Source organism: Kitasatospora sp. NPDC093806, assembly GCF_040683335.1.
Taxonomy (GTDB): domain Bacteria; phylum Actinomycetota; class Actinomycetes; order Streptomycetales; family Streptomycetaceae; genus Kitasatospora.
Genome location: NZ_JBFBDO010000041.1, coordinates 41,249 through 62,969, shown reverse-complemented (window position 1 = coordinate 62,969; position 21,721 = coordinate 41,249). Strand labels below are relative to the sequence as shown.

General features: G+C 74.6%; 20 protein-coding genes and 1 riboswitch. Of the genes, 17 read left to right on the top strand and 3 right to left on the bottom strand.

Translation table 11 applies throughout. The annotated features are described in order from the left end of the window. The 13 genes from AB0N76_RS20605 to AB0N76_RS20545 all read left to right on the top strand — a co-directional run. The coding region (locus AB0N76_RS20605; RefSeq protein ID WP_363558927.1) for an AAA family ATPase at positions 1-3,432 on the top strand (3,432 nt) is incomplete at its 5' end. An 82-nt stretch (positions 3,433-3,514) separates the two neighbouring features. Further along, positions 3,515-3,898: a hypothetical protein gene (locus AB0N76_RS20600; RefSeq protein ID WP_363558926.1), complete on the top strand. Its 384-nt coding sequence runs from the start codon at positions 3,515-3,517 to the stop codon at positions 3,896-3,898. 17 nt (positions 3,899-3,915) lie between these two features. Beyond that, complete coding sequence (locus tag AB0N76_RS20595) at positions 3,916-4,344, top strand: hypothetical protein (RefSeq protein WP_363558925.1); 429 nt, start codon at positions 3,916-3,918, stop codon at positions 4,342-4,344. Between the two features lie 134 nt (positions 4,345-4,478). Next, a riboswitch (FMN riboswitch) is annotated at positions 4,479-4,606 on the top strand. A gap of 223 nt (positions 4,607-4,829) precedes the next feature. Next, positions 4,830-5,522 (top strand): riboflavin synthase, encoded by a 693-nt coding sequence (locus AB0N76_RS20590; RefSeq protein WP_363558924.1) that lies wholly within the window; start codon positions 4,830-4,832, stop codon positions 5,520-5,522. After that, positions 5,519-6,163, top strand: a complete 645-nt coding sequence (locus tag AB0N76_RS20585; protein WP_363558923.1) for a nicotinamide mononucleotide transporter family protein — start codon at positions 5,519-5,521, stop codon at positions 6,161-6,163. The genes AB0N76_RS20590 and AB0N76_RS20585 overlap by 4 nt, the downstream gene beginning before the upstream one ends. Then, on the top strand, positions 6,160-7,455 hold the full coding sequence (locus AB0N76_RS20580; protein ID WP_363558922.1) for a bifunctional 3,4-dihydroxy-2-butanone-4-phosphate synthase/GTP cyclohydrolase II: 1,296 nt from the start codon (positions 6,160-6,162) through the stop codon (positions 7,453-7,455). Before AB0N76_RS20585 ends, AB0N76_RS20580 begins: the two co-directional genes overlap by 4 nt. A 66-nt stretch (positions 7,456-7,521) precedes the next feature. Then, a complete protein-coding gene (ribH, locus tag AB0N76_RS20575; protein ID WP_363558921.1) occupies positions 7,522-7,992 on the top strand; it encodes a 6,7-dimethyl-8-ribityllumazine synthase in 471 nt (156 codons plus the stop codon). Between the two features lie 107 nt (positions 7,993-8,099). After that, positions 8,100-8,372, top strand: coding sequence for a phosphoribosyl-ATP diphosphatase (locus tag AB0N76_RS20570; protein ID WP_030306151.1), 273 nt, complete (start codon positions 8,100-8,102; stop codon positions 8,370-8,372). Positions 8,373-8,430: 58 nt separating this feature from the next. Continuing rightward, positions 8,431-9,279 carry an ATP phosphoribosyltransferase gene (gene hisG / locus AB0N76_RS20565; protein ID WP_363558920.1) on the top strand — a complete coding sequence of 283 codons (849 nt, stop codon included), beginning with the start codon at positions 8,431-8,433 and terminating at the stop codon, positions 9,277-9,279. A gap of 117 nt (positions 9,280-9,396) precedes the next feature. Next, positions 9,397-9,831 carry a PH domain-containing protein gene (locus tag AB0N76_RS20560; protein ID WP_363558919.1) on the top strand — a complete coding sequence of 145 codons (435 nt, stop codon included), beginning with the start codon at positions 9,397-9,399 and terminating at the stop codon, positions 9,829-9,831. 246 nt (positions 9,832-10,077) lie between these two features. Then, positions 10,078-11,427 (top strand): hemolysin family protein, encoded by a 1,350-nt coding sequence (locus tag AB0N76_RS20555; protein WP_363558918.1) that lies wholly within the window; start codon positions 10,078-10,080, stop codon positions 11,425-11,427. After that, positions 11,424-12,470: a hemolysin family protein gene (locus AB0N76_RS20550; protein WP_363558917.1), complete on the top strand. Its 1,047-nt coding sequence runs from the start codon at positions 11,424-11,426 to the stop codon at positions 12,468-12,470. The genes AB0N76_RS20555 and AB0N76_RS20550 overlap by 4 nt, the downstream gene beginning before the upstream one ends. A gap of 181 nt (positions 12,471-12,651) precedes the next feature. Further along, positions 12,652-13,635 carry an NAD-dependent epimerase/dehydratase family protein gene (locus tag AB0N76_RS20545; protein ID WP_363558916.1) on the top strand — a complete coding sequence of 328 codons (984 nt, stop codon included), beginning with the start codon at positions 12,652-12,654 and terminating at the stop codon, positions 13,633-13,635. A 36-nt stretch (positions 13,636-13,671) separates the two neighbouring features. Here the strand turns inward: AB0N76_RS20545 and AB0N76_RS20540 are convergent, their stop codons facing one another. Both AB0N76_RS20540 and AB0N76_RS20535 read right to left on the bottom strand, forming a co-directional pair. Continuing rightward, positions 13,672-15,711 (bottom strand): AAA family ATPase, encoded by a 2,040-nt coding sequence (locus AB0N76_RS20540; RefSeq protein WP_363558930.1) that lies wholly within the window; start codon positions 15,709-15,711, stop codon positions 13,672-13,674. 371 nt (positions 15,712-16,082) lie between these two features. Beyond that, positions 16,083-16,685: a hypothetical protein gene (locus AB0N76_RS20535; RefSeq protein WP_363558929.1), complete on the bottom strand. Its 603-nt coding sequence runs from the start codon at positions 16,683-16,685 to the stop codon at positions 16,083-16,085. Positions 16,686-17,001: 316 nt separating this feature from the next. Between AB0N76_RS20535 and AB0N76_RS20530 the strand changes: the two genes are divergently transcribed. Next, positions 17,002-18,165, top strand: coding sequence for an acyl-CoA dehydrogenase family protein (locus tag AB0N76_RS20530; RefSeq protein ID WP_363558915.1), 1,164 nt, complete (start codon positions 17,002-17,004; stop codon positions 18,163-18,165). Between the two features lie 125 nt (positions 18,166-18,290). Here AB0N76_RS20530 and AB0N76_RS20525 read toward each other — a convergent pair whose 3' ends face one another. Continuing rightward, the gene (locus tag AB0N76_RS20525; protein WP_363558914.1) at positions 18,291-18,743 is read right to left on the bottom strand and encodes a hypothetical protein; all 453 of its coding nucleotides are present in this window, start codon (positions 18,741-18,743) and stop codon (positions 18,291-18,293) included. Between the two features lie 311 nt (positions 18,744-19,054). Between AB0N76_RS20525 and AB0N76_RS20520 the strand changes: the two genes are divergently transcribed. From AB0N76_RS20520 to AB0N76_RS20510, 3 genes are read left to right on the top strand one after another with little or no spacing between them, the layout of a single operon-like run. Then, positions 19,055-19,495 carry an Lrp/AsnC family transcriptional regulator gene (locus AB0N76_RS20520; RefSeq protein WP_363558913.1) on the top strand — a complete coding sequence of 147 codons (441 nt, stop codon included), beginning with the start codon at positions 19,055-19,057 and terminating at the stop codon, positions 19,493-19,495. A gap of 56 nt (positions 19,496-19,551) precedes the next feature. Beyond that, positions 19,552-21,177 (top strand): amidohydrolase, encoded by a 1,626-nt coding sequence (locus AB0N76_RS20515; RefSeq protein ID WP_363558912.1) that lies wholly within the window; start codon positions 19,552-19,554, stop codon positions 21,175-21,177. A gap of 41 nt (positions 21,178-21,218) precedes the next feature. After that, positions 21,219-21,674 carry an N-acetyltransferase gene (locus AB0N76_RS20510; RefSeq protein WP_363558911.1) on the top strand — a complete coding sequence of 152 codons (456 nt, stop codon included), beginning with the start codon at positions 21,219-21,221 and terminating at the stop codon, positions 21,672-21,674. Positions 21,675-21,721: the final 47 nt, after the last annotated feature.

Sequence of the window (21,721 nt, the reverse complement as noted above, 5' to 3'; positions counted from 1 at the left end):
CGCGAACTCGCCGCCACCGACACCGCCTGCGGCCGCCTGCTCCGCACCTCGCCCGGCCTGCGCGCCCTCGCCGGCCCCCCGGCCCCCGGCCGGGCTCGCCAGGACCCGCGCGCCCTCCCCGGCACCCGGACCGCCACCGCCGCCCGCGAACGGCTCGGCGACGACCTCGCCGCCCTACTGCGCACCGCCGCCGCCGAACAGCCGCTGCTGCTGGTCCTCGACGACGTCCACGAGGCCGACGCCTCCGCGCTCCAACTGCTCCGCGAACTCGCCGCCGCCCTGCACACCGCGCCCGTCCTGCTGCTCGCCACCGCCCGAGACGACGACGGCGCCTGGCGGGGACGCACCGCCGAACGCGCCGGACTGCTGCGGGCCGGGCGGGTGCTGCCGATCGGACCGCTCACCGAGGCGGACGTCCGCGCCCTGCGGGCCGCCGCCGGGGCCGCCACCCCCGTCCGCGCGCTGCTCGACCGCACCGGCGGCGAGGCCTTCTTCGTCACCGAACTCCTGCGCCAGGGCAGCGGGTCCGGGGCCGGGGGCGGGGCCGCGCTCCCCACCTCGGTCCGGGCCGCGGTCGCCGCCCGGGTGGCCGAACTGCCGGGGGAGTGCGCCCGCACCCTCGGCGCGGCGGCCGTCCTCGGCACCCGGTTCGACCTCGACGTGCTCGCCGAGGTCGCCGCCGTCCGGCTGGAATCGCTGCGCGACCTGCTCGCCCCGGCCGCCGCCGACGGCCTGCTCGCCCTGGTCGAGCCCGGCTGCGGCGCGTTCCGCCACGACCTGATGCGCGAGGCGGTGTACGACACCCTCACCCCGGCCGAACGCGCCGCCCTGCACGCCCGCGCCGGCACCATCCTCGCCACCCTCGCCGAACGCGGCCGCACCACCGGCCCCGCCGAAGCCGCCCACCACCTCCTCCTGGCCGGCCCCGAACACGCCCCCCACGCCGTCGACCTCGCCACCCACGCCGCCGAACAGGCCGCCACCCTCCTCGCCTTCGAAGCCGCCGCCCACTGGTACACCCGCGCCCTCACCGCCCTGGCCCCCCACCCCGGGCCCACCTCACCCGCGCCCGCGCTCACCGTCGGCACCCCAACACCGCCGTCGCCCGGCGCCGCGTCGCGTGAGGCTCCGCCCGGCGCCGACGCGTCGGCGCCCCTGTTGTTCGATGCGGAGACCGACCTGGCATCGCCCGCCGCTGCTGGCCCCGAAGCCGGCCCGGCACTTGCGGCTGGGCCTGCTTCCACCGCCGCTGCCGCCGAGCGCTCCGCGCTCGCCCGGCGGGCGGAGTTGCTGGTCGGCCTCGGGACGGTGTGGCTCGGGGCGGGGGAGCGGGGGCAGGCGCGGGAGGCGTTCCTCGCCGCGGCGGCGCCCGCCCGCCGGGCCGGTCGGCCGGATCTGCTCGCCCGCGCCGCGCTGGGGCTCGGTTCCGGCCCGGCCGGGTTCGAGGTCGACCTGCTGGACCGGGCGCAGATCGACCTCCTCACCGAGGCTCGCACCAGGCTGCTCGACGAGGGCCGCTCGGCAGTCGGCCCTGCCGGTCCCCGCCTGCCCGCGCGCGGCGAGGGTCCTCGCGCGGCCGCCCCCGATCCGCATCCTTCCCTGCCTGACGAGGGTCCCCACGCGGCCGCCGCCGATCCCCGTCCTTCCCCGCTCGGCGAGGGGCCCCGAGTCGCCGCCACCGCCGCCCCTCACCTCCCCCCGCTCGGCGACCGTTCCCCCGCGGATGCCCACCTCCCCCCGCTCGGCGACCGTCCCTCCACGGCCCCCTACCTCCCCCCGCTCGACGACCGTTCCCCCACCGACGCCCACCTCCCCCTCCTCGCCGCCGTGACCGCGCGGCTTTCGGTTGCGGCGTCGCAGCTCGCCTCCGACCGGGAGCGGTTGGTGCTTGCCGAGGAGGCCGTACACGTGGCACGAGCGGCGGGGGATGCGGCGGTGCTCGGGTATGCGCTGTCGGCGCTCTGTGACGCGCGGGCCGGGCCGGCGGACTGTGCGGCGCGGCGGGGCTGGGCGGAGGAGATCGTGGCGCTGGCCCGGAGCCTGCCGGAGCCCGACCGGGAGCTCGAACTCCTCGGCCGCCGCCTCCGCCTGGTCGCCCTGCTGGAACTCGGCCGGCTGGCCGACGTCGACGCCGAGATCCGGGCGTACCAGGCCGGCGCCCGCGCCCTCGACCGGCCGCTCTACAGCTGGTACGTGCCGCTCTGGCGCGGCATGCGGGCGCTGCTGGAGTGGCGGGTGGAGGACTGCCGGGCCGCGCTGGCGGAGACCGAGGCACTGGGACGCCGGGCGGACAGCGCCAACGCGGCCGTCCTCGCGGCGACCCAACGCTGGTGCCTGCTGGCCGAGTCGGGCGGCCCGCCGGAGGAGGTGGCCGCGCTGCTCGACGCGGTGGCCGCCCTGGAGGCGGAGCCGGGGGTGTGGCCCCGGGTCACGCTCGCGCTGCTCGCCGCCCAGCGCGGCGACCTCGCGGAGGCGGGGAACCGGCTCGCGGCCGTCGGGCCGCTGCTGTCCGGTGCCCCGGTGGACAGCGAGTGGCTGCCGATGCTGGCGCAGGTGGCCGAAACCCTTGCCCTGCTCGGCAGTTCGGCGCCGGATGGGGCGACCGGCCTCGCCCGCACGGTGTACGACGCGCTGGCACCGTACGCGGGCCTGCTGGTGGTGGAGGGCATCGGCGCGGCGGTCCGCGGACCGGTCGACCGCCACCTCGGCCTGCTCGCCACCGTCCTCGGCGAACGTCCAGCCGCCCAACGGCACTTCGCCACCGCGCTGGCCACCGCCCACGCCCTCGGCGCCGCGCGCCTGGCCGAGCGGATCACCCACGAATCCGCGCCCGCCGAACCACCCGCGACGGCCCGGTCCGATGGCGATCAACTCTTCGTCCTCCAGGGTGAGTTGTGGCAAATCAGGTTCGCCGGCCAGGAGGTCCGGCTGCCGGACAGCAAGGGCCTGCGCGACCTCGCCGTACTCCTCGCCCGCCCCGGCACACCCGTCCCCGCACTCGACCTCGCCACCACCGCCCCGTCAGCCCCGTCGGCCCTGGGGGCCCGCGCCGATGACCTCCACGAGCCCGCCGACACCGGCGAGTTGATCGACGCCACCGCCCGCGCCGCCTACCGGCACCGGCTCACCGAGCTGGACCGGGAGGCGGCGGACGCGGACGCGGCCGGGGACGCCGAGCGCTCGGCCCGGATCGCGGTCGAGCGGGACGCACTGGTCGGCCAGCTGGCCGCCGCGTACGGCCTGGGCGGGCGGGTCCGCCGGACCGGTTCGGCCGCGGAGCGGGCCCGTACCGCCGTGACGGCCCGCATCCGCACGGCGATCGAACGGATCGCACGCGCTCACCCGGCCCTCGGCCGCCACCTCGTCAACGCCGTCCACACCGGGACACTCTGCGTCTACCGGCCCGAACAGCCTGTCCGGTGGCACACCTGACAGCCGGGACCTCACATCGTGCGGCCGTTCCTCACGCCCCAGGAGTCGGAACACCCTGGGGGACGCAACCGAGGAGGACGTCATGCCCCGCATCTCCAAGGCCGAGGCCGAGCTCACCCTGGACGAGCCGGTGATCGAGGGCCGCTACGCCGAACTCGACGGGTTCATCGTCGGCTTCGAGACCCACAAGGCGGACCTGGACCCGGGTGCCCTGTTCGCGGGCCTGCCCGACGACCGCTGCCAGAGCCCGCACTGGGGCGTGGTGGTGACCGGAAAGGTGGTCTTCCGCTACGCCGACCACGACGAGGTCTACCGGGCGGGCGACGCCTACTACGGCGCGCCCGGCCATCTGCCGCTGATCTTCGCGGGCACCGAACTGATCGAGTTCAGCCCGACCGAGGCGCTGGAACGGACCATGGCCGTCGTGGGCCGCAACCTCGCCGCCACCGCGCAGGCTCCCGCCTGATGCCAGGAGCGCCCACCATGACCACCACCCTGACCCCCGCGCCCACCACGCCCGCCACCGACCGCCTCGCCGCCCTCCTGATCACCTTCCTGGAGACCGGCACCCCGCCGGACGGCCTCTTCCACCCGGAGGTCTTCTGCGACCTCACCGTCCCGTACTGGCGGCTCCAGGCGCGCGGGATCCCCGGACTGGTCGCGCTGCGCCGCAACGGCCACCCGGCGCCCGGCACCGTCCCGCGCCACCGCCTGGACCGCACGGCCACCGGCTTCGTCCTGGAGATCGAGGAGCGCTGGTCCCAGGACGGACAGCCCTGGTACTGCCGCGAGCTGTTCCGGGCGGACGTCCGGGACGACGCGGTGGTCCGGCTCTCCGTCTACTGCACCGGCGACTGGGACGCCGCCCAGCAGCGCCGCCACGGCGAAGAAGTGACCCTGCTCGAAGCCTGAGTCCAAGCTTGATCAGAACCCCGATCGGCCGGCCGGCCATTCCCGCCCGTCACGTGAAAGAGGCCACAGCGAATGCCTCTCCCTCGGTTCGCGCGGATCATGGCACAATGACGTCAGTAGTAGCAGTGACGTTCAGCGCACTCCGGGGTCGGTGAAAATCCGAACCGGCGGTTACAGTCCGCGACCCGTCCGCAGCCAGCGGCCGGTTGACCAGGTGAAATTCCTGGACCGACGGTTAAAGTCCGGATGGGAGGCGTGCGCGGCGGACGAGAGAAGCAGTACCCGTGGTCCCCCGGTGGACCGTGGGAGGCGGTGTGTGACGGAAGGGGTCCCCTCTTCCGGCTGTTCGGCTCGACGGCGGCCCCGGTGACGGGTCCGGTGATCGGTCGACGGTCCGGCGCACCCCGCGCGAACCTGCGCCCGTCCGTGTCCTCTCCCGTGCCACCACCCCGGAGTCCGCGCCCCTAAGCGCGAGGAGAACCCGGGTGTTCACCGGCATCATCGAAGAGCTCGGCGAGGTCGTGTCGATCGAGGAGATCGGCGACTCCTCGCGTATCCGCCTGCGCGGCCCGGTGGTCTGTCAGGGCGCGCACCACGGCGACTCCATCGCGGTCAACGGCGTCTGCCTGACCGTCGTCGACAGCCCCGAGGAACTGGCCGCCGACACCGGCGAGTTCAGCGCCGACGTGATGGCCGAGACGCTCCACCGGTCCAGCCTGGGCGAGTTGAAGCCCGGTTCACGGGTGAACCTGGAGCGCGCGATGGCGCTCGGCGCGCGCCTCGGCGGTCATCTGGTGCAGGGTCATGTCGACGCCACCGGGCGGCTGTTGAGCCGCGAACCGGGGCAGCGCGACGCGGCCGGCGAGCTCCGCTGGGAGGTGCTGCGCTTCTCGCTGCCGGAGTCCATCTCGCGCTACCTGGTGGAGAAGGGCTCGATCACCGTCGACGGCGTCAGCCTCACCGTGGTCGAGGCGGCCCGGGACAGCTTCACCGTCAGCCTCATCCCGGCGACCCTCGCGCTGACCACGCTCGGCGCCAAGACCGTCGGCGAGAGCGTCAACCTCGAAGTCGACGTCCTCGCCAAGTACGTGGAGCGGCTGCTGGAGTCCCGCACGCTCCCGCCGACCATCGCAGCAGAGCCCGGCATCGCAGCGGAAACCACGGGGGAGAGCAAGTGAACTGGCTCAACGGCACCATCCACCTGCTCGGCCAGGACGTCTACCGCTCCGACATCATCGGCAACCTGCTCGGCCTGACCGCGCTCGCGCTCGGCTGGCGCCGGTCCCGGCTGACCTGGCCGGTCCAGCTGCTGTCCGGGGTGATCCTGGTCGGCGCCTACTGGTCCGCCCACCTCAGCGGCGGCGTCGGCAAGCAGTTCGTCGTCATCCTGGCCGCCGTCTGGGGCTGGACCCGGTGGCAGCGCGGCAAGCAGGGCGACGGCGACGTCGCCGTGCGCTTCGCGACCGGCCGGGAGCGCGCGCTGCTGATCGGCGGCACCGCGCTCGGCACCCTCGCGGTCGGCACGCTCTTCACCGTCTACCCGCAGCTGTCCTGGGACGCCTGGCCGGACGCCTACATCTTCGTCGGCACGCTGGCCGCGATGGTGGCCCAGGCCCGCGGCTGGGTCGACTTCTGGTTCGCCTGGGTCGCCGTCGACCTGGTGGGCGTGCCGCTCGCCTTCAACAACGGCCTGGTCTTCTCCGGCTTCACCTACTCCGTCTACTTCGTCCTGGTCCTGCTCGGCCTGCGCGCCTGGTGGCTGCGCGGCCGCACCGCCCGCCCCGCGACCGACCACGCCCTCCAGGGAGCCTCCGCATGACCGAGCAGCAGCACGAGACGCAGACCGCGCGGCAGACCGAGAACGGGGCCGACGACCTCGACCTCGTCCTCGACCCGGTCGAGCGGGCCATCGCCGACATCGCGCTCGGCCGCGCCGTGATCGTGGTCGACGACGAGGACCGCGAGAACGAGGGCGACATCGTCTTCGCCGCCTCCGCCGCCACCCCCGAGCTGATGGCCTTCACCATCCGCTACAGCTCCGGCGTCATCTGCACCCCGATGACCGGCGACGAGCTGGACCGGCTCAAGCTCCCGCCGATGACCCAGGTCAACGAGGACCGCAAGGGCACCGCCTACACCGTCTCGGTGGACGCCCGCGAGGGGGTCACCACCGGCATCTCGGCCGCCGACCGGGCCCGCACCGTGCGGCTGCTCTCCTCGCCCGGCACCGAGGCCGGCGACCTCGCCCGCCCGGGGCACGTCTTCCCGCTGCGCGCGGTCGAGGGCGGCGTGCTGGTCCGTCCGGGCCACACCGAGGCCGCCGTCGACCTCGCCCGGCTGGCCGGGCTGGCGCCGGCCGGCGCGATCGCCGAGGTGGTGAACGACGACGGCACGATGGCGCGGCTGCCGGAGCTGGTGGCCTTCGCCCGGGAGCACGGCCTGGCGATCATCTCGATCGAGGACCTCATCGCCTACCGCCGCCGCACCGAGCTGCACGTCGACCGGGCCGCCGTGACCTCGCTGCCGACCGAGTACGGCGAGTTCACCGCCGTCGGCTACCGGGGCACCATCGACGGGGTCGAGCACCTCGCGCTGGTCGCCGGCGGCCTGGACGCGGACGGCCGGCTCCCGGACGGCGAGGACGTCCTGGTCCGGGTCCACTCCGAGTGCCTGACCGGGGACGTCTTCGGCTCGCTGCGCTGCGACTGCGGCCCGCAGCTCCAGGCCTCGCTGCGGCGGGTCGCCGAGGCCGGCCGGGGCGTGGTGCTCTACCTGCGCGGCCACGAGGGCCGGGGCGTCGGCCTGACGCACAAGCTGCGCGCCTACGAGCTCCAGGAGCAGGGGCGCGACACCGTCGACGCCAACCTCGACCTGGGCCTGCCGGCGGACGCCCGGGACTACAGCATCGGCGCCCAGATGCTCTGCGACCTCGGGGTCCGCTCGCTGACCCTGCTGACCAACAACCCGGAGAAGCTCACCGCGCTCACCGAGCACGGGCTCAAGGTCAAGGGCCGCGAGCCGGTGGAGATCCCGGCCGGCGAGCACAACCTGCGCTACCTGCGGACCAAGCGCGACCGGATGGGCCACGACCTGCCCGGCCTCGGTTCCTGAACGCACCTTCCTGAACCCGCCCGAACCCAGCCACCCCGCCCCGTACGAAGAACAGGAAACCGGAACATGAGCGGCCACGGAGCCCCCGAGCTGACCATCGACAACGCCGCCGACCTCAAGGTCGCCGTGATCGCCGCCCAGTGGCACGAGCAGGTGATGAACGGCCTGCTGGACGGCGCCCACCGCGCCCTCAAGGAGCTGGGCGTCGCCGAGCCGACCGTCCTGCGCGTCCCCGGCACCTTCGAGCTGCCGGTGGCCGCCAAGCGCCTCGCCGACCGCGGCTACGACGCGGTGATCGCCCTCGGCGTGGTGATCCGCGGCGGCACCCCGCACTTCGACTACGTCTGCCAGGCCGCCACCGCCGGCCTCACCCAGGTCAGCGTGGACACCGGCGTGCCGGTCGGCTTCGGCGTGCTGACCTGCGACAACGAGGAGCAGGCACTGGACCGCGCGGGCCTGCCGGGCTCCGCCGAGGACAAGGGCCACGAGGCGGTCACCGCGGCCGTCGCCACCGCCGCCACGCTGCGCGCGCTCTGACACCCCTCGCGGTTCGCACGGTCCCGGACCGTGGACGTCCACCGGACTGTCCACGGTCCGGGATCGTTTACCGCCCGTGTGCCCGCACGCCGTAAGGTGGCCCCATCATGGCTTCGAAGACATTCGAGGAGCTCTTCACCGAGCTCCAGCAGAAGGCCGCCACCGGCGACCCCTCGTCCTCCCGTACCGCGCAGCTCGTCCAGCAGGGCGTCCATGCGATCGGCAAGAAGGTCGTCGAGGAGGCCGCCGAGGTCTGGATGGCCGCCGAGTTCCAGTCGGACGAGCAGACCGCCGAGGAGATCTCCCAGCTCCTCTACCACCTTCAGGTGATGATGGTCGCCCGTGGGCTGACGCTCGACGACGTCTACAAGTACCTCTAGTCCCGGCCCAGAAGAAACCGCACTCCCTCCCCACCGAACAGGTAAGGAACTGACCTCCATGCTGCGCATCGCCGTCCCCAACAAGGGTTCGCTCTCGGGTCCCGCGGCGGAGATGCTCCATGAGGCCGGCTACCGGCAGCGCAAGGACGCCAAGGAGCTGGTCCTGGTCGACCCGGGCAACCAGGTCGAGTTCTTCTTCCTGCGTCCGCGTGACATCGCCGTCTACGTCGGCTCCGGCCGCCTGGACGTCGGCATCACCGGCCGGGACCTGCTGCTGGACTCGCACTCCAACGCGGAGGAGGTCCTCGCGCTCGGCTTCGGCGGCTCGACCTTCCGCTTCGCCCGCCCGGTGGGCGTGGACGTCCAGGACGTGCAGGGACTGGAGGGGCTGCGGATCGCCACCTCCTACACCGGCCTGGTCGAGCAGCACCTCGCCGACCAGGGCGTGAAGGCCACCGTCACCAAGCTGGACGGCGCGGTGGAGACCGCGGTGCAGCTGGGCGTCGCCGACGTGATCGCCGACGTGGTGGAGACCGGCACCAGCCTGCGCAACGCGGGCCTGGAGGTGTTCGGCGAGCCGATCCTGGTCTCCGACGCCGTGGTGATCCGCCCGAAGGGCGCCGGCGAGGACCCGGCCGTCGACCAGTTCCTGCGCCGTCTGCAGGGCGTGCTGGTGGCCCGCCGCTACGTGCTGATGGACTACGACATCCGCGCCGAGCACGTCGGCGCCGCCGTCGGGCTCACCCCGGGCCTTGAGTCGCCGACCGTCTCGCCGCTGCACACCGAGGGCTGGGTGGCGGTCCGCGCCATGGTGCTCCGCAAGGAGGCCCAGCGGATCATGGACGACCTGTGGGGCATCGGCGCCCGGGCGATCCTGGTGACCAACATCCACGCCTGCCGCCTCTGAACCACCCTCCGCCCCCGGCCGCCGGGGTAAGCACCGCTTGAATAGGGTGGGGACGCCGATTCGGTCCGTCCCCACCCTTTTCGCCGTCCGACCCGTCGAACCACCCCGGAGCGCCCCGTGTCCACCCCCGCCGAGTTCCCCGTCACCTGGGCCCCGCGCCGCACCCGGGCCGTGCTGCTCCCGGTCTGCGCGCTGCTGGTGGTGCTGTTCGCCGTGCTGGCCTTCGCCCTCCCGGCGACCTGGCAGTTCAACGACCGCGTCCTGATGGCGCTCAGCGGGGTGTTCTTCGCCTCGGTCGGCCTGATGCTGGCCCGGCCCCGGGTGAGCGCCGACGCCGAGGGCGTCACGGTGGTCAACTTCGTCCGCAGCCGTCGGCTGGCCTGGGCCGAGATCGTCGGGGTCAACTTCCGCCAGGGCGACCCGTGGGCCTCGCTCGACCTCGCCGACGGCACCTCGCTGGCCGCCGTCGGCATCCAGCCGGGGGTCGGCAAGAACCAGGCCATCGCGGACGCCCGCGCGCTGCGCGACCTGGTCGAGCGCCACGGCGGCTGAGCCCGCCTCCCGGAACCCCCACCGCACCCGCCCGCGCCCGACCGGGACCCGCCCGGCACCGTCCCGGGCGGGTCCGAACGTGGATCCGACGGTCGCACGGGTATGGTCTACGCTGGTAAAAGCGGGGCAAAGACACCACCGCCCCGCCCGCAATCGACCTGAGGAGTGACACCCCCCGTCCATGGACGATCCGTCCGGTAGTACCAACGCCGCCCCACTTCCGACCGCCGGAAGGCAGGCGGCACTGTGATCACCGCCTGGCTGCTGCTGCTCGCGGCCCTCCTGCTCATCCTCGCCAACGGCCTCTTCGTGGCCGCCGAGTTCGCCTTCGTGACCGTCGAGCGCGGCGCGGTGGAGCGCTCCGCCGAAGCCGGCGACGCCAAGTCCGGCCGGGTCTCCAAGGCCCTGCGGCACCTCTCCTTCGAACTCTCCGGCGCCCAGCTCGGCATCACCGTCACCTCGCTGGTGGTCGGCATGCTCGCCGAACCGGCGCTGTCCGTCCTCCTCAAGCCCGTGTTCACCGGTGTCGGCCTGCCCGACGGGGCGGCCCGCGGGGCCGCCGTGATCATCGGCATGCTGCTCGCCACCGTCGTCCAGATGGTGATCGGCGAGCTGGTCCCGAAGAACTGGGCGATCTCCCGGCCGCTCCAGGTGGCCCGCGCGGTCGCCGCGCCGCACATGGGGTTCTCCCGGGTCTGCCGCCCGCTGATCCGGGTCCTGAACGGCTCGGCCGACCGCGCCGTGCGCGCCTTCGGCATCGAGCCGCAGGAGGAGCTGGACCACGCCCGCACCCCCGCCGAGCTGGTCTCGCTGGCCCGGCACTCGGCCAAGGCCGGCGCGATAGACGAGGAGTCGGCCACCCTGTTCGTGCGGACCCTCGGCCTCGGCGACCTCACCGCGGAGTCCGTGATGACCCCGCGCGTCGACGTGTCCGCCCTGCAGAGCGACGCCAGCGCCGCCGACGTCCTCAACCTGACCCGGGCCACCGGCCTGTCCCGCTTCCCGGTCTACGCCGACAGCCTGGACGAGGTCACCGGCACCGTCACGCTCAAGGACGCGCTGGCCGTGCCGGCCGCGCAGCGCGCCACCGTCCGGGTCGGCGAGCTCGCCGTCCCGCCGCTGCTGGTGCCCGAGACGCTGCCCGCCGAGCGGCTGCTGGACCAGCTGCGCCGGCTCCAGCCGATGGCCATCGTGGTCGACGAGTACGGCGGCACCGCCGGCGTGGTCACCGTGGAGGACATCGTCGAGGAGATCGTCGGCGAGGTGCAGGACGAGCACGACCCGGCCGACACCGCCGAGCTGCAGAAGCTGCCGCCGGTCGACGGGCAGCCCGCCTGGCTGGCCGACGGCCGCGCCCGGCTGGACCAGCTGGAGGCGCTCGGCCTGAACGCCCCCGACGGCCCGTACGAGACGCTCGCCGGCCTGGTCACCGACCTGCTCGGCAAGCTCCCCGCCCCCGGCGAGCAGGTCGAGCTGCCCGGCTGGCGGTTCACCGTGGAGGCCGTGGACCGGCACCGGACCAGCCGGGTCCGGGTGGAACGCACCGGCGGACACCACCTGTTCGGCCGTGACGACGACGAGGACGGGACCCGATGACCGCGCTCCAACTGGCCGTCGCCGTCCTGCTGCTGCTCGGCAACGCCTTCTTCGTCGGCGCCGAGTTCGCGGTGGTCTCGGTCCGGCGCAGCCAGATCGAACCGCTCGCCGAGGCCGGCAACAAGCGCGCCCGCACCGTGTTGCACGCGCTCTCCAACGTCTCCGCGATGCTGGCCGCGGCCCAGCTCGGCATCACGGTCTGCTCGCTGGGCCTGGGCGCGCTCGCCGAGCCGACCATCGCCCACCTGCTGGAGGGCCCGTTCCACGCGATCGGCATCCCGTCCGGCCTGATGCACCCGCTGTCGTACGGCATCTCGCTGGCGGTCGTGGTCTACCTGCACATGGTGCTGGGCGAGATGGTGCCGAAGAACATGGCGCTGGCCGGCCCGGAGAAGGCCGCGCTCTGGCTCGGCCCGCCGCTGGACCGGCTGGCCCGCTGGCTCGCCCCGGTGATCTCCTTCCTCAACTCCTTCGCCAACGGCGTGTTGAAGCTGTTCAAGGTGGAGGGCAAGGACGAGGTGGAGTCGGTCTTCACCACCGAGCAGCTGATGTACCTGCTCGCCGACTCCCGGGACGCCGGTCTGCTGGAGAAGGACCGCCAGGAACGCCTGGAGGACGCCCTGGAGCTGGGCCGCCGCCCGGTCACCGACGTCCTGCTCACCCCCGAGCAGCTGGTCACCGTGGACACCAAGGTGACCGCCGGGCAGGTCGAGGAGCTGGCGCTGCGCACCGGTTTCTCACGCTTCCCGGTCACCGACGGCGACCCGGCCGGCCACGGCTACCTGGGGTACCTGCACCTCAAGGACATCCTGGACGTCGACGACCCGACGGCGCCCGTCCCGGCCCGCCTCTGGCGGCCGATCACCGTGCTGCGCGGCACCCTCCCGCTGGACGACGCGCTCGGCGCGATGCGCCGGGCCGCCTGCCACCTGGCGGCCGTCCTCGACCAGGACGGGCGGACGCTCGGCGTGGTGATGCTGGAGGACGTGCTGGAGGAGCTGGTCGGCGAGGTGCACGACCCGGACCACCGCTCGGCGGCCTGACGCCCTCCGGCTGATCCGCCCCGCCTGATCCGCCCTGCCTGATTCGCCCTGCCCGATTCGCCTCGGCACCATCCGCCCGGCCGGTTCGCTCCGGCCGGGCGGTTCCCTTTCGCTGTGGGCGATTCCGCTGTGAGCGTTCGGCTGTTCCCATGCCGACCACCCGCTGTGCAGGGTGGTCGGCATGAGACTTCTCCTGCTGGGTGGTACGGAGTTCGTGGGGCGGGCCGTCGCCGAGGCGGCATCGGAACGGGGCTGGGAGGTGACGGTCTTCCACCGGGGGACGCACCCCGCCCCGCCGGGGGCGCGGGTCCGGCACGGGGACCGGACGGCCGAGGGCGGGCTGGCGGCCCTGGCCGAGGGGGAGTGGGACGCGGTCGTGGACACCTGGTCCGGCGCCCCGTCGGCGGTGCGCGACAGCGCCCGGCTGCTGGCCGGCCGGGTCACCGGCGGCTATGCGTACGTGTCCAGCCGCTCGGTGTACGCCTACCCGGCCCCGGCCGGGGCCGACGAGGGCGCGCCGGTGGTCGAGGGCTCGCCGGACGACGGTGAGGTGCCGTACCCGGAGGCCAAGCGGGGCGGCGAACTGGCCGTGCTGGACGCCTTCGGGGACCGCGCGCTGCTGGTCCGGGCCGGACTGATCCTCGGCCCGTACGAGAACATCGGCCGGCTGCCCTGGTGGCTGAACCGGATCGCCCGGGGCGGCCCGGTGCTCGCCCCGGGACCGCGCGAGGCCGCCGTGCAGTTCATCGACGTCCGCGACCTGGCCGCCTGGACCCTGGACGCCCTCGCGGCCGGCCTCGGCGGCCCGTACGACCTGGTTTCCCCGGTGGGCCACAGCACCATGGGCGAGCTGCTGGAGGCCTGCGTGGCCGCCACCGGCTCGACCGCCGAGCTGCGCTGGACCGACCCGGAGCGGATCCTGGCGGCCGGCGTCGAGCCCTGGAGCCACCTGCCGGTCTGGATCCCGCCGGGCGAGCTGTACGACACCATGCACGGCGCGGACGTCCGCAAGGCGCTGGCCGCCGGGCTGCGCTGCCGGCCGGTGGCCGGGACGGCCGCCGACACCTGGGCCTGGCTGACCGCCATCGGCGGCACCGCGCCGCAGCGCCCGGACCGGCCGAAGGTCGGCCTGGACCCGGAGCTGGAGGCGAAGGTCCTGGACTGAGCCCCACCGATCCGCCCGACGGCCGGGGCCCCCGGGTCAGCCCCGGCCGTCGATCAGTTCGCCGTACGCCTGCACCAGGTCCGGCAGCCGCAGGGTGGCGAGGTCCTCCCGGCCGGGGGGCTCGCGCAGCAGGGTGAGCCGCAGGTCCCGGTAGGCGCAGGACTTCTCGTACAGGGTGCGGATGAACCGGCCGTTGCCCAGCTCGTCGATCCAGCCCTCGCGCACCACGTGGGTGCAGATCGAGGCCAGCTCCTCGGCGGCGTCCTCGTCCCAGTCGTCGCCGTCCTGGCCGGCCAGCGCGGCGCCGATCGCGGTCAGCTCGCCCGGGCGGTAGCTGGGGAAGTCGACCCGGGTGGTGAAACGGGAGTTGAGGCCGGGGTTGGTGGCGAGCAGCCGGTTCATGCCCTCGGGGTAGCCGGCCAGGATCACCACCAGCCGGTCCCGGTTGTCCTCGGCGCGCTTGAGCAGCACCTGGAGCGCCTCGTCGCCGTACGCGTCGCCCTTGCTGTAGCCGGAGTTGGAGAGGCTGTACGCCTCGTCGATGAAGAGCACGCCGTCCAGTGCCGAGTCGATCAGCTCGTTCGCCTTGACGGCCGTCTGGCCGAGGAACTCGCCGACCAGATCGGCTCGTTGGGCCTCCACCAGGTGGTCGCCGGAGAGTAGGCCGAGGGCGTGGAAGACCCGGCCGAGGATCCGGGCGACGGTGGTCTTGCCGGTGCCGGAGGGGCCGGAGAAGACGAAGTGCCGCTTGGGGGGCTGGACCGGCAGGCCCTGTTCGGCGCGCAGCCTGGCCATCCGCAGCTGGGCGGAGAGCGCCCGGACCTGGCGCTTGACCGGCTCCAGGCCGACCATCCGGGAGAGTTCGGCCAGTGCGGCGTCCAACTCGGCCTGGTCGCCCTCGCGTTCGAGTGCGGTGTAGGCGTTCGCGAGCCGCGGCAGGGCCTCGCCGCGGGCCGCCGCCGGGGTGGCGGAGGAGGCCTGGGCGGGCTGCGGGGCGGTCGAACCGGAGCGCTGGCCGGCGGTCAGCGGGGGAGTGCCGGCTCCGCCGCCCGGTCTGTTGTCGGCACCGGCCGCGGTCGGCACGGCCGGGTGGGCCTCGTCGCCCGGTGCCGGTCCCGATCCCGGGTCGGGCTGCGGTTCCGGCCCGGCGTCGAGCGCGTCGACGCCCCAGGAGGCGTCCGCCCCGAGCGGCCCGTCCGCCCCGAGCGGGACATCGGGCCCCGACCCGTCCAGGTCGAGAGGGCCGAGCGGGTCGAGCGGGTCGAAGCCCGCCGGGTCGAGCCCGCCCTGGTCCGGCGCCTCCTCCGGCCCGGTGCCGCGTCCCGTCTCGCGGCCGCCCCCGGCGGCCTCCAGCAGCGAGTCGGCCAGGCCGTCCTCCGCCGAGATCGCCGCCAGCCGGGCCGCGGTGTCCATGAACGCGGGGTCGGCCCGGTGCACCGCCCGGTAGAGCGGCAAGGCGGCTGCGGTGCGTCCGGCGCCCTCGTACGCGCGGGCCAGCCAGTACCGCAGCTCCTTGCGCTGCGGCTGCTCGGAGCGGCAGCGCGCGAGCGAGGCGGCCAGCGGCGCCTGGGCCTGGGCGCACATGTCCAGCCGGACCCGCGCCATGCCGGCGAACAGCCCGGCCTCGATGCCGAGCAGCGGGTCGTCGAGCAGCCGGTCGGTGTCCCGGATCAGCTGCTCCCAGTCCTTGAGCAGGTAGGAGCGGCAGGCGTGCAGGAAGCGCGCCGACGGGTCCTCGCCGGGGGCCGGGCACTGCTCCAACGCCTGGTCCAGCTCGGTGAGATGACGCCCGTCCAGCCAGTGCGAGGCGTGCGCGAGGGCGAGGTCCCGGGTGTCCTCCAGCACCGGCTGCACCCACCAGCCGAGCCAGTACCAGGAGCTGAGCGGCCGGCCGTGCCGTCGGCGCTGTTCGCCGAAACGTTTCTGGTGCCGGTACATCGCGAGCAGCGCGCCGGAGGTGTCGCTGCGCAGCGCGTGCAGGCCGAGCCAGGCGTCGGCCATGCCCGGGTCGAGCCGCACCGCGGCCCGGAACTCCTCCTCGGCCCGGGAGTACGCCCCGGCCGTGTAGGCGTCCATGGCACGCAGCCAGGCGCGGTCGGCGAGCCGGTTCGGTGCCGGGCCGCCCGCGTTGTTGCCGTCGGAACTCTCCACCGTCGTCACTCACGCCCCCCGCGGTGTGGCTCGGGGCTCGGCCGGCGGCGGTGTGCGGAGCCGGCCGGTGGTCGTCATGCCCCCAAGGCGCATATGCGCCTGCGAGGAATCGTACCGGCGCGGCGCTGATCCGGAAGGGTGCCGAGCGATGTCAAAACCGATCGGGCGGGCGGCCGTTGAGCGGTGGCCGGAACCGGTGGGGAGGTGTCGGACGGCACCCCCGGCTCACGGGGGAACAAGCCGGGGATGCCGGGTCCGAGGTTGCGGAATCAACTATTCCGTCAACGGAGGGAAACCTATTTCCTGGTGACGCCGCAGGTCAAGGGCTTGGTTGAAGGTTCACCGACGGTGCTCGGGATGATTCGCCCGGTCACTCCGTCGACCCGGGTGGCGGCCGACGCCCGGCTCGGATCGGCGGCGAAATGTGCCGATTCGGCCCGCGCCCAGCCCGCCCAGAACTCCGCCAGCTCCGGCCCGTCCCGCTCCTCGCCGCGCCGCCGGGCCGCCGCGGCGTCCAGCTCCATCCAGATCAGCCGGCTCAGCCAGGGGCGCACCGCGCGGCGGCCGGCGCCGACCCCCTCGACCAGGACCACCGGCGCGAGCGGCACCCGGGCGGTGCCGGCGAACCGGCGCAGCGTCCAGTCGTAGACCGCGTACTCGGCGTCCCGCCCCGCCGCCAGCGGCTCGAACACCTGGGCGCGCAGGCGTTCGGTCCAGCCGAACGGCTCGGCGTGCGTCGCCAGGTCGTCCAGGTGCACCACCGGTGCGCCGCCCAGCGCGGCCGCCAGCCGGCCGGCGAAGGTGGTCTTGCCCGAGCCCGCGTGGCCGTCCACCGCCACCAGCCGGACCGGACCGCAGGCCGGAGGTAGCGCCCGCAGCCCGGCCGCGAGCCCGGCCAGGTCACCGGCCGCGTCACCGGCCGGGCCGCCGACCAGGCCGCCGGTCGGGTCCGGGCGGGTGCGGGGGTCCACTACAGGGGCCGCGGGAGTCTCGGAATAAGCCACAACGTCAACCCTACGGGGGGCCGTGCGCCGATACGGACAGTGATGCCGTGCAGGTCGTGACGGCGGCGCCGGGATCGGGCATACTCACTTCGCCACGCCTGTGAACGACCGTTCACCGCAATCCGGTGCCGGTCGGGCAGGGCTGCCACACCCCGCGCGGGCCCGACCACACCCCGGGGCCGGCGCACGACCGAGGAGGCGAACCGCCGCTATGACCCCCTCCCCTGCGAAAGCCGTGGACCGCCAGCTGCCCAGCGAGGAGGCCCGTGAGCTGCTGAACCTCACCCGCGACCTCGTCCAGCGCGAGCTGCAGCCGCGCGCCGCGGAGGACGAGGCGGCCGGCCGCTTCCCGCGTGAGGTCTTCCGCACCCTCGGCGAGGCCGGCCTGCTCTCGCTCCCGTACGACGAGCGCTACGGCGGCGGCGACCAGCCCTACGAGGTCTACCTGCAGGTCCTGGAGGAGCTGGCGGCCGGCTGGCTGGCCGTCGGCCTCGGGGTCAGCGTGCACACCCTCTCCTGCCACGCCCTCGCCACCTTCGGCACCGACGAGCAGCGCGAGCGCTGGCTGCCCGGCATGCTCTCCGGCGAGCAGCTCGGCGCCTACTGCCTCTCCGAGCCGCAGTCCGGCTCCGACGCCGCCGCCCTGCGCACCCGCGCCGACCTGGACGGCGAGGAGTACGTGGTCAGCGGCACGAAGGCGTGGATCACCCACGGCGGCCAGGCCGACTTCTACAGCGCGCTGGTGCGCACCGGCGAGGAGGGCTCGCGCGGCATCAGCTGCCTGCTGGTCCCCGGTACCCAGCCCGGGCTGTCGGCCGCCCCGCCGGAGCACAAGATGGGCATGAAGTCCTCGCCGACCGCCCAGCTGCACTTCGACGGCGCCCGGGTCTCCCGCGACCGGCTGGTCGGCGTCGAGGGCCAGGGCTTCCAGATCGCGCTCGCCGCGCTGGACTCCGGCCGGCTCGGCATCGCGGCCTGCGCCGTCGGCGTCGCCCAGGCCGCGCTCGACCTCGCCGTCGACTACGCGCGCACCCGCCGCCAGTTCGGCCGCCCGATCGCCGACTTCCAGGGCCTGTCGTTCATGCTCGCCGACATGGCCACCCAGATCGAGGCCGGCCGGGCGCTCTACCTGGCCGCGGCCCGCAAGCGCGACGCCGGCCTGCCGTTCTCCAAGGAGGCGGCGATGGCCAAGCTGTTCTGCACCGACACGGTGATGAAGGTGACCACCGACGCGGTCCAGGTGCTCGGCGGCTACGGCTACACCCAGGACTTCCCGGCCGAGCGCTACATGCGCGAGGCCAAGGTGCTGCAGATCGTCGAGGGCACCAACCAGATCCAGCGCCTGGTGATCGGCCGCCATCTCACCAAGGGCTGATCCCCGCGGGCGCCCCGGGGCGCCCCGGCAAACGGCCCCCGGGCGTCACTCCAGGGTGCGGAGTGACGCCCGGGGGCGTTCATGTCTCATGACGGCTCGTCAGCGCCCGTGCGAGGAGTGGGAGTTCAGCGCCGGAAGAACCGGCTGCGCTGCTCCGGGATGGCCGGCGCGGATGTCCGGCGGACCGGGCGGTGCACCAGCGCGTGCGAGAACGGCTGGGTGCGCCAGTCCAGCTCGGACGGCAGCGCGAGCAGGGCCGCCAGCCCGGTCGGCTCGGCGTCCTCGGCGCTCTCCACCTCGGCCAGGTCGTCCGTCGCCGCACCCGAACCCGGGCAGAGCGCGGGGGAGAAGGGGTGCCAGGCCTTCGGCAGGACGGCGTGCTGCGGCAGCCGCTCCTCGTCGCCCACCAGGGCGATCGGGCGCCGGCAGGCCGGGCAGTGCACCCGGAAGATCTCCCAGGTGTCGGCCTCGCCCGGATCGACCCCCGGTGCGGCGTCGTAGGGGACCGCGAGGTCCTCGCGGTCGGTCGTATCGTGGGCGTCGTCCGCGCCCGTCGGGCGCTCGTCGGTAACGCGCATTGGTGATCCCCCTCGGATCGGGCCCGGCGTGGTCGCCCGGGGCCACAACCAGCACTTCCCGCCGATGCGGACTCATAACCCTGCGGGTCGTCGCACTGTGATGCACCGGGTGTGGTCTTCGCCACATTCGTCCGGCATGTGCCCGTACGGCACCCCGTCGTGCCCCGGGTGACACCGTGTGCGCCGCTCTCGCACTCCGCACGCCCCCCGGGGTCGCCACCCGGTGCACCCTGACCCCACGCGCCCCGTGCGCACCGTGCGCGCCCACCCCTGCGGTCCGCGCGCCCCCGAGGGGGGTAGGTTTGCGCCTTGTGGAGGATCTCGATCAACGCATCGTCCAGCTGCTCCTCAAGGACGGCCGGATGAGCTACACGGACCTGGGCAAGGCCACCGGCCTGTCCACCTCGGCGGTGCACCAGCGGGTGCGCCGGCTCGAACAGCGCGGAGTGATCCGCGGCTACACCGCGATCGTCGACCCGGACGCCGTCGACCTGGCGCTCACCGCGTTCATCTCGGTCAAACCCTTCGACCCCAGCGCGCCGGACGACACACCCGAGAGACTGGCCGGCCTGCCCGAGATCGAGGCCTGCCACAGCGTCGCCGGCGAGGAGAACTACATCCTCAAGGTCCGCGTCGGCGCCCCCGGCGACCTGGAGGACCTGCTGGCCCGCATCCGCAGCGCCGCCGGCGTCTCCACCCGCACCACCGTCGTCCTCTCCACCCCGTACGAGGCCCGGCCCCCCAAGCTCTGAACGGGCCGCCGGGGCCGTCGGCAGGACGGCCCGCCGGGGGGTGCAGACTAGGTCGCATGACCGAACGCACCCCCCGGACCGTCCTGCTGCGCGGCGGCGCCGTCTACAGCCCCGCCGACCCCTTCGCCACCGCCATGCTCGTCGAGGGCGAGCACGTCGCCTGGGTGGGCAGCGACGGGGCCGCCGAGGCGTACGCGCAGACCGCCGACGAGATCGTCGAGCTGGACGGCGCCCTGGTCACCCCCGCCTTCGTCGACGCCCATGTGCACGCCACCTCCGCCGGCCTCGCGCTCACCGGGCTCGACCTCACCGGCAGCCCCTCGCTGGCCGCCGCCCTCGACGCGCTCACCGCCTTCGTCGCCGCCCGGCCGCGGCCCGACGGCGTGCTCATCGGCCACGGCTGGGACGAGACCCGCTGGCCCGAGGGCCGCCCGCCCACCCTCGCCGAGCTGGACGCCGCCGCCGGGGGCGCCGCCGTCTACCTCTCCCGCACCGACGTGCACTCCGCGCTCGCCACCAGCGCGCTGCGCGAGCTCACCGACGGCCTCGCCGACCGGCCCGGCCACCACGCCGACGGCCCGCTCACCCGCGACGCCCACCACGCCGTCCGGAAGGCCGCGCTCGCCCACCTCACCGCCGACCAGCGCCGCGCCGCCCAGCGCGCCGCCCTGGCCCGCGCCGCCGAACTCGGCATCGGCGCCCTGCACGAGTGCGCCGGCCCGGAGATCTCCTCCGAGCAGGACCTCGCCGCCCTGCTGGAGCTCGCCGCCGAGGGCACCGGCCCCGAGGTGTTCGGCTACTGGGGCGAGCTCGCCGAGCGCGGCGGCGTCGAGACCGCCCGCCGGCTCGGCGCGGTCGGCGCCGGCGGCGACCTCTTCGTGGACGGCGCGATCGGCTCGCACACCGCCTGCCTGCACGCCGACTACGCCGACGCCGACCACACCGGCACCTCCTACCTGAGCGCCGAGCAGGTCGCCGACCACGTCGCCGCCTGCACCGAGGCCGGGCTCCAGGCCGGCTTCCACGCCATCGGCGACGCCGCGATCGCCGCCGTGATCGACGGCGTCCGGGCGGCCGGCGAGCGGCTCGGCGCCGACCGGGTGCGGGCGCTGCGCCACCGGATCGAGCACGCCGAGGCACTCGACGACAAGACCGTCGCCGCCTTCGCCGAGCTCGGCCTGACCGCCTCCGTGCAGCCCGCCTTCGACGCCACCTGGGGCGGCCCGGACGGCATGTACGTCCAGCGGCTCGGCGCCGAGCGGGCCGCCGCGCTCAACCCGTTCGCCGCGCTGCTGCGGGCCGGCGTCCCGCTGGCCTTCGGCTCGGACGTCCCGGTCACCCCGCTCGACCCCTGGGGCACCGTCCGGGCCGCCGCCTTCCACCGGACCCCGGAGCACCGGATCTCGGTCCGCGCCGCCTTCACCGCCCACACCCGGGGCGGCTGGCGCGCGATCGGCCGCGACCAGGACGGCGTGCTGGTCCCCGGCGCGATCGCCAGCTACGCGATCTGGGCCGCCGACGAGCTGGTCGTCCAGGCCCCGGACTCCCGGGTGGCCGGCTGGTCCACCGACCCGCGCTCCGGCACCCCCGGCCTGCCCGACCTCACCCCCGGCCACCCGCTGCCCGCCTGCCTGCGCACCGTGGTCCGCGGCCGCACCGTGTACCGGGCGGACGCCGGCTAATCCGGATGATCGGGGCGGCGGGCGCGTCCTAGGTTGGTCCCATGACCGATCAGCCGTTCGTCCCCGCCGACTTCACCGTCCCCCGCACGCTGACCGCCGAGGGGTTCCGCCTGGAGCCCCTCGGCGAGCAGCACAACGAGGCCGACCACGCCGCCTGGAGCGGCAGCATCGAGCACATCCGCGCCACCCCCGGCTTCGAGCACGGCCACTGGCCCCCGGTCGACGGCATGACCCTCGACCGCAACCTCGCCGACCTGCGCCGGCACGCCGCCGACTTCGAGGCCCGCCGCGGCTTCACCTACACCGTCCGCGAGCTCCCCGGCGACGCCGTCATCGGCTGCGTCTATGTCTGTCCCGACCGCACCGAGCAGGCCGTCGCCAAGGTCAGCTCCTGGGTCCGCGCCGACCGCGCCGGCCTGGACGCCCCGCTGCACCGCGCCGTCTCCGCCTGGCTCGCCGACTGGCCGCTGCGCGAGGTCCGCTACGCTCCGCGCTGAACCGCTGCCGGACCGCTGCCCGAAACGACCCTCACCTCACGGTTCGG

What these genes read in the sequence shown, in the direction of transcription:
- AB0N76_RS20600 (WP_363558926.1), top strand. Translation starts at nt 3,515, where the DNA reads ATGCCCCGCATCTCCAAGGCCGAGGCCGAGCTCACCCTGGACGAGCCG.
- AB0N76_RS20525 (WP_363558914.1), bottom strand. Translation starts at nt 18,743, where the DNA reads ATGCGCGTTACCGACGAGCGCCCGACGGGCGCGGACGACGCCCACGAT.
- AB0N76_RS20595 (WP_363558925.1), top strand. Translation starts at nt 3,916, where the DNA reads ATGACCACCACCCTGACCCCCGCGCCCACCACGCCCGCCACCGACCGC.
- AB0N76_RS20540 (WP_363558930.1), bottom strand. Translation starts at nt 15,711, where the DNA reads ATGGACGCCTACACGGCCGGGGCGTACTCCCGGGCCGAGGAGGAGTTC.
- AB0N76_RS20570 (WP_030306151.1), top strand. Translation starts at nt 8,100, where the DNA reads ATGGCTTCGAAGACATTCGAGGAGCTCTTCACCGAGCTCCAGCAGAAG.
- ribH (WP_363558921.1), top strand. Translation starts at nt 7,522, where the DNA reads ATGAGCGGCCACGGAGCCCCCGAGCTGACCATCGACAACGCCGCCGAC.
- AB0N76_RS20530 (WP_363558915.1), top strand. Translation starts at nt 17,002, where the DNA reads ATGACCCCCTCCCCTGCGAAAGCCGTGGACCGCCAGCTGCCCAGCGAG.
- AB0N76_RS20545 (WP_363558916.1), top strand. Translation starts at nt 12,652, where the DNA reads ATGAGACTTCTCCTGCTGGGTGGTACGGAGTTCGTGGGGCGGGCCGTC.
- AB0N76_RS20550 (WP_363558917.1), top strand. Translation starts at nt 11,424, where the DNA reads ATGACCGCGCTCCAACTGGCCGTCGCCGTCCTGCTGCTGCTCGGCAAC.
- AB0N76_RS20510 (WP_363558911.1), top strand. Translation starts at nt 21,219, where the DNA reads ATGACCGATCAGCCGTTCGTCCCCGCCGACTTCACCGTCCCCCGCACG.
- AB0N76_RS20580 (WP_363558922.1), top strand. Translation starts at nt 6,160, where the DNA reads ATGACCGAGCAGCAGCACGAGACGCAGACCGCGCGGCAGACCGAGAAC.
- hisG (WP_363558920.1), top strand. Translation starts at nt 8,431, where the DNA reads ATGCTGCGCATCGCCGTCCCCAACAAGGGTTCGCTCTCGGGTCCCGCG.
- AB0N76_RS20515 (WP_363558912.1), top strand. Translation starts at nt 19,552, where the DNA reads ATGACCGAACGCACCCCCCGGACCGTCCTGCTGCGCGGCGGCGCCGTC.